Below are 15,786 nucleotides of genomic sequence, written 5' to 3' on the forward strand. Positions count from 1 at the left end.
TTTGGTTATTCACGCTTAGGTCCATCGTCTTTTTAAAGCACTTTTGTGAAACCAGCGAGCTTAACTAAATAATATAAGCTAAAAAAACAAGCTACAGAAAACAGCAAGTTCCATAGCATGCAAATGCTAAGCGCTAAGCTGAAAAAAGTCAGCGCAAACAGCTTAAAAGCGCATCGCCAACTAAAGTGATGCAACAATTGGCGCAATGGCAGAGTGGTTATGCACCGGATTGCAAATCCGTGTAGGTCGGTTCGATTCCGGCTTGCGCCTCCAGATACTAAAAAAAGCCGTTTTAATGAAAACGGCTTTTTTGTGCGCGAAAGCTTTAGCTTACCGCCTGCGATTACTTCCCATATCGCCAGCTAACATTTATTTTCGCACTGCGACCGCGACCTTGCCATGAGCTCGGATTATTCACAGCATAACCTGCTTGCGGATCGGTGTAGGCTTTATCGAACAGATTATCAATACCAAAAGCTATGGTGGTGGCCTTGGTCGGCCGCCAACGTTAACGCCCAGACTTTTTAGCGGAGCGTTATTCAAGGGACGGCCATCGAAAGTATCTGCAGAGGTTAAAGAACCGTTTAAACGCGCATAATGTCTTTAGATCTGAAGGGGTACCGCTAAATCCATGTACACGTCCCCGTTCGCTAAAACGGGGACGTTATTTTCTTGAGATTGTGACACACCGGAAAACCATCCTGGCACTCCGCTATACTGATGGCTATACCCTGAACATGCTCAAAGAACCCAGACCCCATGGACAAACTCGTACATGCTGCGCTTAAAAAATGGCCGAACGTTCCTGCCATTTATAATCGGCTACATCTGTCAGCGCGTGGTCAGTGGCATCTTTTTGACTCGGATCACGGTAAGCCCACGCCCGATACCGTGGTTAGCTCGTCAACCATGTTGCAGTTCATCAGCCGCAACTATGCCGCAGATGAGCAGGGCAACTGGTATTTCCAGAATGGCCCGCAACGCGTCTATGTGCAGCTAGAAAAGGCTCCCTATATTGCCTATCTTGATCATGAAACCAGGCTTCACACTCATACCCAACAGCCTATCGCATCGGTCTCGTCATGGTGGCTCACCGATCTGGGCGAGCTGTATGCAAACGGGAACCTTGGAACAGCGTTAGTATCCAGCCAGGACGTAGAGCAGGTTTGCGCAAATTTGCATACCGGGGACGGACGGAATATTCTTGAGTTGCTTCCCATAAAACATAATGAGCATTTGTCTGCCACCCACTTATTATGGGGAGGAAAAGGCCTGGACTTTCCCCGCAGTGCTCCCTTTTGTTTTACTCTAGACAGCAAACTGCCACAGCAACTCGCATTCACCCGATACCCTTGCCCTGCAGCGTAACCACGTAAAGAATTTCCCTCATGACTTCCCCCTTCAAATTTTTATTTTCCTGCTCCACGCGCTCAAGCCTTTTGCAGTCAATGTGCACACCCTTTAACTCGCCTCATTCCCCCGGACGATAATCGCGTCCGTGACGTTTGCGAAAGCTGTGGGGCCGTGCATTATCAGAATCCAAGAAATGTAGTGGGTGTATTGCCAATATGGGAAGGAAAAATCTTGCTTTGCCGACGCGCCATTCATCCCCGGCACGGATGGTGGACATTACCCGCGGGTTTCATGGAACTCAACGAAACCACTGTTGAAGGTGCTTTGCGCGAAACGGATGAAGAAGCGGGTGCGCAACTCGACTTAGGCCCCCTCTATACGATTATTGATGTCCCTTACGCCCAACAGGTACACTTTTATTACTTAGGCTACCTGCGTAATGACGAGCTCAACCCCGGACCAGAAACTTCTGAAACCATGTTTGTATCACCCGATGAGATTCCATGGGACGAACTGGCTTTCAGAACCGTCAGCACCACTTTGGAGCACTATTGCGAAGACTTAAAAAAGGGGTATTCGAACCTCATTACTATGCCTTGGCCACGGGTGATCTTTCGAAGAAGGGATGATGGAATTCAGCATCGCTTTCTTAGAGAAAGACACGCCTTTTCCAGATACAGCGCTTGCCTCAGAAGATGGATTGCTGGCTGTAGGAGGAGACCTGTCCCTAGCCCGCCTGCTGGATGCCTATCATCAGGGTATATTTCCGTGGTATAGCCCGGGAGATCCGATTTTGTGGTGGAGCCCTGACCCCAGGATGGTCCTCGATTGCAATAGCCTCAAGGTGTCGCGTTCGCTGGCAAAGCGCTGTCGTCAAATAGCCAGGAACGAACATTTGGCCGATGCTGACACACAGATACTGACCAACACCAGCTTTCTGCACGTCATTATGCAATGTGCCGCTACCCGGATTCGAAACGAAGGTACGTGGATAACTCCTGAAATTATTCGCGCCTACTTCAATCTTCATCAGGCAGGCTACGCACACAGTGTCGAGACATGGAGCAACGGCAAGTTGGTCGGTGGTCTATACGGAGTTTGCATAGGCCGATTCTTTTTGGTGAGTCGATGTTTGCCTCGCAAACCGACGCCAGCAAGGTCGCCCTGTACTATTTGGTGCAGTTCCTGAAAAAGAATCAAATCTCGCACGTAGATTGCCAGCAGGAAACCCGGCATCTTTCAAGTTTGGGAGCGGAGTCCATTCCTCGTTCTCAATTTAATCAGCTTCTGGCAAAGCACAAGAATCTACCCTCTCCGGTTTGGAAGCCAGGGCAACTTTTGGCCAACGGAGACCTTGCCCCAATCGACGACCAATCCCATAATAAATAATAGACCGTAGCCTTACGAGTCTTATGGAGGATTAATGAGTCATCCCACCGACATTAAGCCGCAAGCCATCCAGTTCTATTCGACAGCAAGCTACGCCTGCAGTTATCTGGAAAACGAACAGGCACGCTCGATGGTTGCGGCGCCCTCGCATCTGGTCGATGCCAAAACATACTCCCAACTTGTAGACCAAGGTTTCAGACGTAGTGGCACCTTCACTTATAAGCCCTATTGTGACGACTGCCAGGCCTGCATTCCCATTCGTATCGATGTCGCCAACTTTAGCGCCGATCGAAGCCAACGCCGTATTTTAAGACGCTTGGCCGGTATGCAAGGCCGTATTTTACCGCTGCAGTGGAATGACGAACACTACGTCCTTTACCGCCGCTATCAGCAGAAGCGCCACCCAGGATCGGGGATGGATGAGGATACCGCGTCGCAGTACTCGCAATTCTTGCTTTCAAGTCACGTGGACTCCAGGCTGATTGAGTTTCGAGATGAAAACCACAAACTACAGATTGTCGCAATTATTGATCTCCTGGATAACGGGGTCTCGGCGGTCTACACATTTTTCAACCCGGAGTCCAAAGCAAGTCTAGGGACATACGCCATTTTGTGGCAAATACAGATGTGCCATAATTTAGGCCTGCCGTGGCTGTATCTAGGCTATTGGATAGAAGAAAGCCGTAAAATGGCATACAAAACTCGCTTCATCCCGTATCAGCTCTTAGAGCGAGGTAAGTGGTCCGCCCCAAGCCTTTGATTTATTTTTAATTTATGTCCATTTTATTAAGCAGCTATGCAGTCGTGCGTCCATTATTATTTTCAATGGACGCAGAGCGGGCACACGAGTTCACGTTGAAAGGGCTTAATACTGTCCATCAAAGCAAGCTAGGCAAACAACTTCTGCCTAAGGCGCCCGTAGCAAACCCCTTTAGCCTCATGGGTCTGAGCTGTCGTAATCGCGTCGGTCTAGCAGCCGGTCTGGACAAAAACGGCGCCTACATAGACGCGCTCGGAAGCCTTGGGTTCGGCTTCCTGGAAGTAGGTACAGTCACTCCCCTTCCCCAGCCGGGTAACCCCAAACCCAGATTATTCAGGTTGCCTCAGCGACAGTCGCTGATTAACCGTTTTGGTTTTAACAACGACGGGCTGAACATCTTTCTTGATAACGTAAAAGATAATGCCTGGCGAAAAAACGGTGGAATACTAGGCTTGAATATTGGCAAAAATGCGCTAACCCCCATGGAAGCCGCCGTCGAAGACTATCTGCTAGGCTTAGCTGGCGTGTACGAGCATGCTGATTACATTACGATCAATATCTCATCACCCAACACGCAGAATTTGCGCGAATTACAGGGTGAGGATCAATTAGGCGGTCTGCTGGCTACGCTGAACGAAAAGCGCAAGCAGCTTAGCGACCAGCATCAGCGCTATGTACCAATTGCCGTCAAAATTGCACCTGATCTTAGTCAGGAACAAGTCAAGATCATTGCGGATGTCTTAATCCAAAACGATATTGACGGCGTGATCGCCACTAACACCACCCTAAGCCGCGCTTCAGTAGAAGGTTTAGCACATGCTCAAGAGCAAGGTGGCCTGTCAGGCCCCCCGTCCATGCATTATCTCTGGAAGTCATACGGGGCTTACGAAAGCAGTTGGGAAGCAGCTTTCCTGTTATTGGCGTTGGCGGTATTAACTCGGCGCAGGATGCCGTAGAAAAAATCGAGGCCGGCGCGTGCGCAGTACAGCTTTACACCGGGCTTATTTATCAAGGCCCAAAACTGGTGCATGACTGCATACACGCACTGAATCAAATATAAAGAACGCCTCTTAATCATTCAATGATTAAGAGGCGTTTAAAAACTACGCTCAGACAGCGCTGTGGATCTTGTATCGACCTACGAAGCGGTGCGAGGCTGTGATGCCGCAGTGGCTGCGCGAGCAATGGTTTTCTCTACCGCACCCGCTGCTTGCTGGCTAACATTAGCCGCAGCACTGCTTGCCGCTGCTACATTTGACTCAGTAGCCTCGGTAAACTGACGCGTGGCTTTAACCACTCCGTCTGCGGCATTGGTCGCATTCAAGACACTCGCTTTAAATAGCGCAAAAAAGCTTTCGCTACCAGCAGGAGCGCTTTTTTCGGCCTGTTCGACCAATTGAGTAATTTGCTGTTGATTTTGAGTAATTTGTGCTTCTGCAATTTGTCCCAGGTCACGCTGTACACCAGACACGATATCGAAAAGCTGCTTGCCATAGTGCAGGGCCTGATCAGATGAAGGCTTAGCAAGACCGATAGCGAATTGATTAGCCTGCTCGACGTCATTTAGAGAAGCGACTTGCTGAGTTTTTTCCGCAATGTCATCCAAAGACGACTTAAACGCCTGAAGATTCAGGTCAACTAACTGTTCAAAACCAGAAAACAAACGGTTTTGAGCAGCGACGATATTATTTAGATTGGCCTGGTTGTTTGCAAAAAACGGCTGTTGTGATGAGCTCATAAAATACCCCTTGATAATGTCTACAACAAAAATAAGGACAACGACTATGAAGGCTGAGCGATTAAGCTACACAACGGCTGAACCCTCTATGTTGCGGTGCAACATACGGTAATTTTACCGTTAAGCGCCATTAGGTCAAGGCTTAGTTAGCTAGAAGCAACTCGTTTGTGATTATAAAGAGACTAAAGTAATCAAATACTTATATTGCTTGTACGTGGATAGCTCGCCAACCGGAAAGCTCGGAAAATCAACAGAGCAGAGGCAACGCTACCCACAGCATAGGCACTGAATATGACACCCATAAGAAAAAGCGAGTTCAACGTGACCTCGCTTTTTTTATGAAACAAAACAAAGCACCTGCTACATGTCGTAGCCCAGCGCCTCGGATATCTGTCTGGCGGTTTTCTGTAATAGCGGGATCCAGTCGTCACGCAGGCGTTCAGCCGGTGCTGACAGTGATAAGCCTGCCAGCAATTTCCCGGTATCGTCGTGTATGCCCGCTGCAATACAGCGTACCCCGAGTTCCAGCTCTTCGTTATCACGGGCGTAACCATGGCGACGCACCAAAGCCAGTTCACGCTCAAGATCAACAACCTGCGTAATACTGTTGCGGGTCGTTCCGGCCAGACCGGTACGCATCACATAGGCACGAACCTGCCTGGGCTCCCATTCGGATAAAAACAGCTTACCAGTGGAGGTTAAATGCAAAGGAGCATGGCCACCAATGGCCCGTACCACCTGCATACCAGAATTTTCACTCCAGGAACGTTCTACGTAGACAATCTCGTCAGCCTGCTGTAGCGACAGATTTACTGTCTGACCTGTTACCTTGTGCAGCTCACGCATAGGCTCAATTGCCACTGCACGTACATTCAGTCTGCCTTTTACCAGGGAGCCCAGCTCTAGCAAACGCATACCGAGACGATAGAGTCCGCTATCAACCCTTTCAACATAACGACCCACGACCAGGTCATTCAGAATTCGATGGGTAGTGGAGGTGTGGAGTCCCGTTGATTTGGCGAGGTCTTTTAGCGCGACAGGTTCAGATTGCCGTGCCAGCTCGTCGAGCAGGATCATGGCACGCTCGAGGACCTGAATAGTAATAAGCCCTGCACCAAATGGTGAGACGGGAACAGTAGGAATAGTAGGAGTGGTTATACTTGACATAGTCTTATTTGACGCGGCGCAACAATTCCATAATATGAAATATCCTGTGTTCAATCAAGTGATTTTATATTGCGCTGAGTTCTCCGCCCAGACGCAGCACTTCATCCCGCAAAAACCGCAGCGCTGGCACCGTCGCCTGCGCATCCCCTTTGACCCCTAACTCGATATGCGGCCGATCGCCTGCTTCGCCCACACTAGGCAAGCTAAAAGCTTTTACTCCGGGCCATTTCAGCTCAAGCTCTTCCAAAGCGGGCGTAATCCTGGATTCTGGCATCGCAAAAACCAGAAATGAATGTTCAACCGTAGGCTCGCGGTGATGCCACTGCTTATAGCGCTCGTCCAGGGTCCACTGCATCATGGGCCATGCCATCACTGGAAAACCAGGGGTAAAGGTATGATTCTTAATATAAAAACCAGGTATTTTATTAAATGGATTAGGAACAATTTCTGCGCCGTCAGGGAACATACCCATTTGTAGGCGCTGCTGATTCTCTGGCAATGACATGTCAGCGCTTCCTTGACCCGCACGCTCGTTGTCGGCACAACGCTCGGCAATCAAGGCTGCAGCGTCAGGATGCAGGACAAGCGGCAAATCAAGGGCTATGGCTGCGGACTGACGGGTCTGATCATCAGGTGTCGCACCAATGCCACCACAGCAAAAAACAATATCGCTGGTGGCAAAACTGCGTTTCAGCGTAGCGGTAATATCCACGGGATCATCTGAAATGATTTCAGCTGCAGAAAGTCGCATCCCTCTTTGTGACAGCATTTCAACCAGGCTGGAAAAATGTTTATCCTGGCGCCGCCCCGATAAGATTTCATCCCCAATAATTATCAAACGTATAGCGGGCACAGGGTCTACAGAAATGGGCATACGACTTAATCCTTTTCAATTAGCTCGACATGGGGTACTACAGCGGGAATTTCCGAACGAATCAATTCCAGTTGCCTAAGTGAAAAATGCCCAAATACCAACGCTGAGAATACAGGCATTATGAGCCAGGCCGGCGGCAACAAGCTTAAAAGAGCCATCACGATACCCAGTGCCCAGTAGTCTCGACGGTATCGCTTACGCAGCACCATACGTTCATTTTTAGTGGCATGCTCTACCATTGAATCGATACGCAATATTTTCGTAAAAGCGTAAGCCCACCAAAAAACGGGTAACAACACACCGAGAAATGGGACTAACCAGAAAGGCAGAGTCACCAGCCAGCCAATGACAAAACACAAACCTACCCAGCAGGCATTTGTGGCGCTTAATACAGTAGAGTTTTCACCTGCCCGCCTAAGCTGTGGATAACTTCGTTTCTGAATATGCTGCAACACAATGGGCATGACAAACACAGCTGCAATAATCAGACCCAGCACCCCAGACGAAGGAAACACTATCAAGGCGACGACAATGGGCACGATATAGGCTTTAAGCGAGAATAGGCCCACGTCAATCATCCACTGATCCGCGCGCTCGATAAGCCCTACGTCTCCAAGCACCACCAGCAACCAGTTGCTCAGGGGCGTCCAGAACAGCCACACCAGCACAAAGGCACCTGCCAGTGCGATCAACAAAGGCAAAAGCAGTGCAGCCAACATCTTAGGGTGCAACTGTGACAGGGCCGCCCGCTTCAAAGCGATGCCTACGCGCTGAATGATGTTTTCAGAATAAGTAGAGGAGTACACATCCATAGCGATATATGCTTTATTTTTACTAGACAGCGCTATGATAAAGGCAATCTTGCCTTAAGCCTTAATTTACTGACATGACTACATATAACCTGCCCGACTCGTTAGACTCGCTTCACCTCACCTTACAAGAACAAGCCGACGACTCACTAACCATCGTTTGTTACTGTGCTGCATGGTGCAACACTTGTAAAGCCTACCAGCCACAATTTGACGAATTATCGGCTCTACACCCCCAACATTGCTTTGTATGGGTAGATATTGAAGAAAACGAAGAGCTACTGGGCGATGAGGATGTGGATAATTTCCCCACTGTCTTGATACAAAACAAAAAAGGGACCTTGTTTTTTGGTCCCTTATTGCCCCATATCGAGCATTTACAGCGCCTGCTGGAACATGCTGCTGAAACCCCGGTTCAGCATAACATCGGCCCTGGCGACTTTAAGGCATTAGTAGCTGCCGCCGCCCAATAACACCCCGACCGAACGTTTTTTAGTGCCGCCATTTGCAGGCCGGCTGCTACGCGGCGTAGTATTGGCACCTGCCGATGGCTCGTAGGGTTTTAAAAAGAATTCGTCAATCGGCTGCTTAGAACCACTGTGGCTATAAGATGAACGACGAGCCGGGCGTGCCCTGACCGGAGCCGGAGCGGGAGCAACGTGCAGCTCGCCCCGCGTAATTTTATTACCTATAAGCTTTTCTACTGCCTCAAGCAAATGCAGTTCTTCGGGTGCATACAGAGCGATGGCTTCCCCACTGGCACCGGCGCGGCCTGTACGTCCGATACGATGCACGTAATCTTCGGCATTAAACGGCAGATCAACGTTAATAACGCATGGCACACCCGCTACATCCAGGCCACGTGCCGCTACATCTGTAGCCACGAGAACCTCGAGCTCATCAGCCTTGAACGCATCCAGCACCTTCATGCGTTCCAGCTGACTTTTATTACCATGTATGGACTCGGCCTTCAGGCCATCACGCTCAAGCTCACGAGCCAGACGCGCAGCGCCCGCCTTCGTGTTGGTAAAGACAATTACCTGACGCAGCTTTTTGGATTTAACAATATGCAGTACGGCCGCACGCTTTGCATCGCCCTTTGCCTGATAGGCAATCTGGCTGACGTTTTCGGCGGTAGCATTACGTGCTGCGACTTCCAGGCTGATAGGATTCTGCAGGAAATTGGAGGCCAGCTTGCGGATATCAGGACTAAAAGTAGCCGAGAAAAGCAAACTTTGCCGCTGCTTGGGAAGCAAACGGACAATACGGTCCAGATCCGGCATGAAACCCATATCGAGCATACGATCGGCTTCATCCAGAACCAAAATACCCACCTGGGATAAATTGACGTTACGTTGTTCGATGTGGTCAAGCAGCCGGCCAGGCGTTGCAATTAAAATTTCGCAACCGCGACGTAATTGTTCTCGCTGGGGGCCAATATCGACACCGCCAAATACTACCGTTGAACGCAACGGCGTCTTTTTGGCGTAGAGCTCGATGCTATTTGCCACCTGATCAGCAAGCTCGCGCGTGGGTGTCAGTACGAGCGCACGCACCGGGTGTCTGGCAGGCGATGCGCTGCTGTTAGCCATCGGCATTAAACGGTGCAAGATTGGCAACGAAAACGCAGCAGTTTTACCCGTGCCTGTCTGGGCCGCCCCCATGACGTCGCGCCCTTCCATAACTGGCGGAAGCGCTTGAGCTTGAATGGGAGTAGGAGTGCTGTAACCGGCGGCCAGCACCGATGCAAGAATGTCAGGATGTAACCCGAAATCCGCAAAACTATGATTTACTTCAGAGGTATTTGTTTCTTTCATTGAAAAAGCTTTAAGCCCGATATTAGCAATTACCGAGCGTTTGCAACAAGGCTGTGTATGCAGCCCTACGAAGACGGTCTCGCGATTGAGACCGATGGGGTTGCATAATGTAGCTAGCCGATGAGCGCCTTAAGTATCCAAAGCGAGACCATTCCGGAGACAATAACCAGCACAGTGCTTCGTGTACGCATATAAACCAGTACGGCAACAAATGCGGCGATAATTCTGATATCGAACACAGGTTCAGTACCCGCTTTCCAAGGCAGCAGCTCTGGCACAATGATAGCAATTAACGCAGCGACAGGTGCATAACGTAGTGCTCGACGCACTGAATCAGGCAATGGCAGATAATCGCCAAATAGCAAGTAGCCTGCGCGCGTTAAAAACTACAGAGGGTTAATAACCCAATGGCACCTAACAGGTACCAATCATACTGCCAATAGGCATTCATGGGGCTTTCCTTTTGCGTTGCAGTTGTTCAGCTACCACGCCCGCGGTCACTCCGCCTATAACTGCCGCCACTAAACCCAGCCGTAGCGGTAACAACTGTCCGAACCATCCGATGACTCCTGCCACCATTAAGCAAATCAGCAACGGGCGCGTCACCACCAAGGGCAACAGAATAGCTAACAAGGCCAAGACAGCAGCATATTCAAGCGACCAGGAGTCTGGGACGATGGAGCCAAAATACACGCCAGCCAGCGACGATATCTGCCAGGACAGCCAACCGGGGACCACTACCCCCAAAAATACCAGACATGTTTTGAAGAGCGGCGCTCCGGACTGTCGGCATAACGCCCCATAAACAAGACAAAAACAATATCACTCGTGATGTAACCAAGCAGCAACCGTTTTCGCCATGCCATATGCCTGAAAAAGGGATGCAAGGCTGCACCAAAGATAATAAAGCGTATATTGACAATAAAGCCCGCTGCGAAGATTAACCACAGTGGCGCCCCCGACTCGATTAGCGGTAGCGCGGTCAACTGAGCAGAGCCTGCATACACCAGCAACGTCATTAAGGTCGCCATGGAGTCGCTCAAACCCGATTTCAACATGGCCACGCCGGTAACAAAACCCCAAACGGTGGTCGCCACCAGAGTGGGCATCAGATCGCGAAAGCCCAACGCAAAATCACCCCGCTGCTCTGGTGTTGGCAAACGGTGGGCCAAACCTGCCTTAAAGCGCTCGATCACTGATGCAAACACTCCCAATCATTGAGAATCATTCGCTTCAAATGGTAGCGCACTTAACAGTACTTATGGCAATGTTTAGCGGGGCTTTGTCACCTATGCACAAAAGCTGGGCATGTAATCTGCATTGATGCGCATTTCCTACGGTGAGCTTGCTACAATTGGGCTTGAAATTAAGAAACAATCTTGTTTGTTACAGGACATCAAATGAGCAGCGCAAGTGAAAAAAACGTTCCCCAAATCGATATCATCGAATTAAGTGCGGACGATCTACCCGTGTATTGCCCTGGCCCTCATGCCCCATTATGGAGCATGCACCCCCGCGTTTATATCGACATCAGCAAGACAGGTATGGGCAGCTGTCCCTACTGCAGTGCCACCTATAAACTAAAAGAAGGTGAGAAGCTGCATAGCCATTAAGTCGATCAGTCCAGCCTTCGCAGCCGACTACCCACATCCACTTAATTATCTATTTTATGCCTCAATCGATTCGTGACCGCTAAGATCGATTTATCTCCCTGCCCTGTTCCTGTCTGGCTGCCCGGTGGTCACGCACAGACCATTTATGCCGCCTATTTTGCCCGTCATCACCGTATTGCTTTCGTACGCGAACGCGTGGATACCCCTGACGGCGACTTCCTTGATCTGGACTGGACAGGCCCGGGGCTGTTTGCCGACCGTCTAGCTAATGGTGCCAGTGCAGTACGAGACGCACACTTGAACCAGACAGCGGCCCGCCGATGGATGCAGGACGACGACTGGTCCAGCCTTCCGCAATCAGCCGATACTCAAGCCCTGATACTGTTTCATGGGCTTGAAGGCAGTAGCCGGAGCCATTACGCCCAGGCTATTGCACAGTACTTCCGGGCGCGGGGGTGGGTTGTAGTGGTGGCTCATTTTCGGGGATGCTCAGGCTTTCCTAATCGAATGGCCCGTGCTTACTACTCAGGCGATAGCGAAGAAATTGCTTTCTGCCTTGATTCGGTACGTAGCCGCCTTCCCAACGCACGCTGGTATTGTGCCGGCGTTTCACTGGGGGCAATGCCATGCTTAAATATTTGGGCGAACAGGGGGCCAACTGCGACTGGATCACTGCCAGCGCAGCTATATCAGTACCCACCGACCTTGTGGCCTGCGGAGAGCTTCTTTCTAACAGCCGCTTTGGCCGCCGAGTTTATTGCCGTCATTTTTTGCGTAGCATGAAGATAAAGATCTTCGACAAATCACGTCGTTTCCCCGGGATGATCGACGTTTTGCGTTTAGGTCAGGCCTGTACCCTACGCGACTTTGATGACATTTATACCGCTCCGATGCATGGTTTCAAACATGCTTTAGATTACTGGACAAAAGCCTCAAGCAAGCAGTTTCTAAAAGACGTAGCTGTACCTACCCTTGTACTCAACGCAAAGAACGATCCATTCGTACCCTTAAACTCTCTGCCGAGCCTTAACGATACGTCATCGCAAGTCTTGCTGCATCAGCCCTCGTACGGCGGCCATGTAGGCTTTACCACCGGAACATTTCCAGGCAATATTAATTGGCTACCCTCACGGCTTGCCCACTTCTTTGACACCAAGCGCTAAAAGGTCGGTTATCAGGACCTAAAACGTTCAAGCAATAAACGCTCAGACTCGAGTCGTTCTCGTAGCGTTCGTATTTGTACGTCGAGCTGCGACTGCTCGTAAAAATCACTGCTTCGATTACGGGCTTGCTGCAGCTGTTCTACGGCGGTGGGCAGAGCCCCTACCATCACGTAGTAATCAGCCATGGCCTTACGCGAAGCGATGGGCTGGCCCAAGCGCTCAAGACTTTGAGCCAGTAATTGCTGAAATCGCGGGACTTGCGGCCATTGTGCGCTACGCTCACGCAAAAACTCGATAGCCTGCTGGTCATTTCCCTGCTGTTGCAACACTTGAACATAAGCCAAAGCTATGCCCTGATGGTTAGGCCAGGCTTTCCAGGCTTCGCTAGCCAGGCTGGCAGCCTCGTCTAGCCTCGACTCAGCGTGGGCAAGGTTGATAGCCAGTGAATCCAGAGTTGCATTGTCATATACGCCCTCTCCTCGCGCCTGCTCCAGTGCCTCATGGGCTGCGGGATAATCTTTACGCTGCCATGCGGCATAGGCCAGGCCATACCAGGCTGCGGACTGTTCTACACCCTCTTTGGCTGAAGCATCGCTAGTCAAGGTCTGGACTGCAGTTTGCAGGGCCATTCCACCACGCGCCTGAATCACTCTTAACGCCGCCCTTACGTACCAGAACTCAGGGTCTTGACGAGGGTTGCTAACGACAGTGCTGCCTATACGGTTTTCAATATCACCCATGCGCTGTACCGACAGAGGATGAGTGCTGGCGTACACATTACCTGGCCCCTGGTTGAGCCTGGAGCCCTCCATCAGGCGCTTGAACATGGCGGCCATGCCAGCCGGATCGTAACCTGCCTTTTGAAGCATCTGAAAACCCGCCCTGTCTGCCTCTTGCTCTGCCTGACGGGAGAAACCCAGTTGACGGTCGACCGCTGCAGCCTGCCCGAAGGCTGCCACACCCATCGCCAGATCACCGCTTCCAGACAAGGCTGCCAGCAAGGCTCCGGCCAGGGCTGCCATCATGATGTGGCCTGTCTGGGAGCTTTGAGTCATACCGCGCGCTACGTGTCGCTGAGATACGTGCCCGATCTCGTGAGCAATGACGGAAGCCAGTTCGGCTTCGGTCTGCGCCGTGACAATCAAACCGCTATGAATGCCGATATAGCCTCCAGGTAACGCAAAGGCGTTGACTGAAGGGTCGCGCACAGCAAACACATTAATCTCTTGCTGCAGGGTATCTGGAGCATATTGGGCAAGCCTGCGACCCACATCACCTAAATATTGCAGAATTGACGGATCGGCAATATAGGTGGGATCACGCCTGCCCTGCTCCATGATGGCATTGCCCAATGTGCGCTCAAGCGATGGAGAGAGTTCGGCACCAGAGGCCGAACCCATAGTAGGAATTCCGACTGGCTGCGCGCCGGCCGATGGCGGTAATGCTGTCGTTAGCGACAGCATTAGCAATGTAAGCCGTAAAAACTTTGATACCGAAATAGCCATGCTTTCTCCGGGCAAGTTACAACGAGGCCACACCTGACTGTGGCTGCGCAGGAAGTCGATTTTTTTGCCGGGATGAGACAGTCGGTTTTTAGATGACAGCCGCATCAGTGTACCCAAAGCATAGAGAACTCCAAACGCCTCAACGAGACCTGCAAGCACCCACATAATCAAGCCGCCCATTGCTTGATCCTCGAGAGCATTCATTGACGTAATTGCCCGGCCACATAAATCGAAAATGGGATAAAGATCGAATTCAGCGAAGGTAATGATCGCTCCAGCGATAATTTGCGGAACCATAGTGATGATAGGCGAGATGATCCTGCCTCCGGCAGACATCACTGCAGGAGGATGAGGCCGTCTATCGAGTATTAAGTTCCAATACAGAAAACCGCTGATCACTACCGACCAGTTCATGAGGCGATATAAGCGCCAATCGATCATTGAGTAGAACTGGGGCGTCGGCAATAGCCAAATGAGCACAAAAAACACAAATAAAAACGGAATCAGGAAGCGGTTGGTCAGCGTTTTTTCGAGAATGATTCCGGACGTGCTGCGTCTGAAGTCACGTAGCCTGATGCGCCAGGCCATTGGCAGGCCGGCCCGCATTACTTGACCTGGATAGGCCGCCATAACGATCAGGGGCCCCAGATGATGCAGCACCAGATGCTGCAGACGGTGGATAAAAAACATACGCTCGGCGTAGTAATCAACACGCGTATGTAGCGACAAATAAAGCATCACTACGCCGAACCAAAACAGAAACTGCCTGCGCCGCGTAACCTTATGGCAACGCGTACCACGCCAGAACAACATGCATCCGACCACAAACATCAGAATGAGTGTTGGCGAAAATTCCCAGGGTGTCAGCCAATTAAGCAGAGTCATAGAGCAAGCACAAAAGACAGCGAGCCCTTAGTTTAATGCATTACGCTGACGGCGCTCCCACTGTACATTAAGCACTTCAGGGTAATCTCGCACCTGCCTGGCCTGAGTCATGAGAACCGAGCGCATTTCAGGAGGACAGCTAATGGTTACGCAAGCCTTGGCGGTTTCATGAGAGTCAGTGTGATCTACGCTTAAATTGGTAACCCGCAGACCCGCTGCTTCAAAACCGGTGTAGATGCGCTTTCGTACCGCAGCCATATCGTTACGTGGACAAATCACGGATAAGCGTGAAACCGAAACAGTGCTGGGACGCACCATGGCGGGCTGCACACCCGCACGACGCAAGAAAAGATTGAAGATTTTCATCGCTATCCCCTTTACTAAATAAACGCGCATGCGCACGCCACTACTGCAAAATCGCAATAAGCTAAATAGGAGTACGACGGGATGACTGGTCAGCGACGAATGCGCGACCAATAACCACGCCCTATGGTTTTAACCACCAGGGCGTGAAAGCTGTGTGTAGGACTAGCCTAAGCCTGAACGCGCCTGGTTATGAGTTTGCCAGCCAATGCTGGCTCAAACTTTCACCGGGGTCTGGATTCACCACACAGTCCTTTTTAAGTTGAAGTGGCCATATTTTAACCATCATGCATTAATTACACAACCCGATAGGCAGGAAGAGACGCTACGCCTTGTGTGAGAGCGTTGAA

The 15,786-nt window shown here is 50.7% G+C and carries 11 protein-coding genes, 1 tRNA gene and 6 pseudogenes; 9 read left to right on the forward strand and 9 right to left on the reverse strand.

Annotated elements, in window-relative coordinates:
* Positions 1 to 199 precede the first annotated feature (199 nt).
* From L1889_RS10520 to L1889_RS10545, 6 genes and pseudogenes are all read left to right on the forward strand, one after another.
* Positions 200 to 273, forward strand: a tRNA-Cys gene (locus tag L1889_RS10520).
* Between the two features lie 486 nt (positions 274 to 759).
* On the forward strand, positions 760 to 1,368 hold the full coding sequence (locus L1889_RS10525) for a DUF2946 family protein (RefSeq protein WP_238665088.1): 609 nt from the start codon (positions 760 to 762) through the stop codon (positions 1,366 to 1,368).
* A gap of 105 nt (positions 1,369 to 1,473) precedes the next feature.
* Positions 1,474 to 1,926: pseudogene (locus tag L1889_RS10530) on the forward strand (NUDIX hydrolase); the annotation flags it as partial.
* A gap of 55 nt (positions 1,927 to 1,981) precedes the next feature.
* A pseudogene (gene aat, locus L1889_RS10535) lies at positions 1,982 to 2,742 on the forward strand (leucyl/phenylalanyl-tRNA--protein transferase).
* Positions 2,743 to 2,776: 34 nt separating this feature from the next.
* Complete coding sequence (locus L1889_RS10540) at positions 2,777 to 3,502, forward strand: arginyltransferase (protein WP_238665089.1); 726 nt, start codon at positions 2,777 to 2,779, stop codon at positions 3,500 to 3,502.
* Between the two features lie 14 nt (positions 3,503 to 3,516).
* Positions 3,517 to 4,562, forward strand: a pseudogene (locus L1889_RS10545) (quinone-dependent dihydroorotate dehydrogenase).
* 78 nt (positions 4,563 to 4,640) lie between these two features.
* On the opposite strand, the gene L1889_RS10550 reads toward L1889_RS10545, so the two are convergent.
* The 4 genes from L1889_RS10550 to L1889_RS10565 form a co-directional block, all read right to left on the reverse strand.
* Positions 4,641 to 5,240: a phasin family protein gene (locus tag L1889_RS10550; RefSeq protein ID WP_238665090.1), complete on the reverse strand. Its 600-nt coding sequence runs from the start codon at positions 5,238 to 5,240 to the stop codon at positions 4,641 to 4,643.
* A gap of 360 nt (positions 5,241 to 5,600) precedes the next feature.
* A complete protein-coding gene (locus L1889_RS10555; protein WP_372871459.1) occupies positions 5,601 to 6,407 on the reverse strand; it encodes an IclR family transcriptional regulator in 807 nt (268 codons plus the stop codon).
* A 64-nt stretch (positions 6,408 to 6,471) separates the two neighbouring features.
* Positions 6,472 to 7,275: a competence/damage-inducible protein A gene (locus L1889_RS10560; protein WP_372871750.1), complete on the reverse strand. Its 804-nt coding sequence runs from the start codon at positions 7,273 to 7,275 to the stop codon at positions 6,472 to 6,474.
* Between the two features lie 11 nt (positions 7,276 to 7,286).
* Positions 7,287 to 8,093, reverse strand: a complete 807-nt coding sequence (locus tag L1889_RS10565) for an EI24 domain-containing protein (RefSeq protein WP_238665092.1) — start codon at positions 8,091 to 8,093, stop codon at positions 7,287 to 7,289.
* 74 nt (positions 8,094 to 8,167) lie between these two features.
* Here L1889_RS10565 and L1889_RS10570 point away from each other — a divergent pair, with 74 nt between their 5' ends.
* Positions 8,168 to 8,563 carry a thioredoxin family protein gene (locus L1889_RS10570; protein WP_238665093.1) on the forward strand — a complete coding sequence of 132 codons (396 nt, stop codon included), beginning with the start codon at positions 8,168 to 8,170 and terminating at the stop codon, positions 8,561 to 8,563.
* On the opposite strand, the gene L1889_RS10575 is transcribed toward L1889_RS10570, so the two are convergent.
* From L1889_RS10575 to L1889_RS10585, 3 genes and pseudogenes are all read right to left on the reverse strand, one after another.
* Positions 8,540 to 9,907 (reverse strand): DEAD/DEAH box helicase, encoded by a 1,368-nt coding sequence (locus L1889_RS10575; protein ID WP_238665094.1) that lies wholly within the window; start codon positions 9,905 to 9,907, stop codon positions 8,540 to 8,542. The genes L1889_RS10570 and L1889_RS10575 overlap by 24 nt on opposite strands.
* A gap of 113 nt (positions 9,908 to 10,020) precedes the next feature.
* A pseudogene (locus L1889_RS10580) lies at positions 10,021 to 10,358 on the reverse strand (AzlD domain-containing protein).
* Positions 10,355 to 11,016, reverse strand: a pseudogene (locus L1889_RS10585) (AzlC family ABC transporter permease). The pseudogenes L1889_RS10580 and L1889_RS10585 overlap by 4 nt, the downstream one beginning before the upstream one ends.
* Before the next feature lie 291 nt (positions 11,017 to 11,307).
* Here L1889_RS10585 and L1889_RS10590 point away from each other — a divergent pair.
* Together L1889_RS10590 and L1889_RS10595 are read left to right on the forward strand one after the other, a co-directional pair.
* Entirely contained in the window at positions 11,308 to 11,520 is a 213-nt protein-coding gene (locus L1889_RS10590) for a zinc-finger domain-containing protein (protein WP_238665095.1), read from the forward strand.
* Between the two features lie 72 nt (positions 11,521 to 11,592).
* Positions 11,593 to 12,683 (forward strand): annotated as a pseudogene (locus tag L1889_RS10595) (YheT family hydrolase).
* A gap of 11 nt (positions 12,684 to 12,694) precedes the next feature.
* Here L1889_RS10595 and L1889_RS19425 read toward each other — a convergent pair.
* Both L1889_RS19425 and L1889_RS10610 read right to left on the reverse strand, forming a co-directional pair.
* Positions 12,695 to 15,073, reverse strand: a complete 2,379-nt coding sequence (locus tag L1889_RS19425; protein WP_505483616.1) for a cytochrome c oxidase assembly protein — start codon at positions 15,071 to 15,073, stop codon at positions 12,695 to 12,697.
* A 27-nt stretch (positions 15,074 to 15,100) separates the two neighbouring features.
* On the reverse strand, positions 15,101 to 15,439 hold the full coding sequence (locus L1889_RS10610; RefSeq protein WP_238665096.1) for a hypothetical protein: 339 nt from the start codon (positions 15,437 to 15,439) through the stop codon (positions 15,101 to 15,103).
* Positions 15,440 to 15,786: the final 347 nt, after the last annotated feature.

The sequence above is a fragment of the Paenalcaligenes niemegkensis genome, from assembly GCF_022230885.1.
In the GTDB taxonomy this organism is placed as follows: Bacteria; Pseudomonadota; Gammaproteobacteria; order Burkholderiales; family Burkholderiaceae_B; genus Paenalcaligenes; species Paenalcaligenes niemegkensis.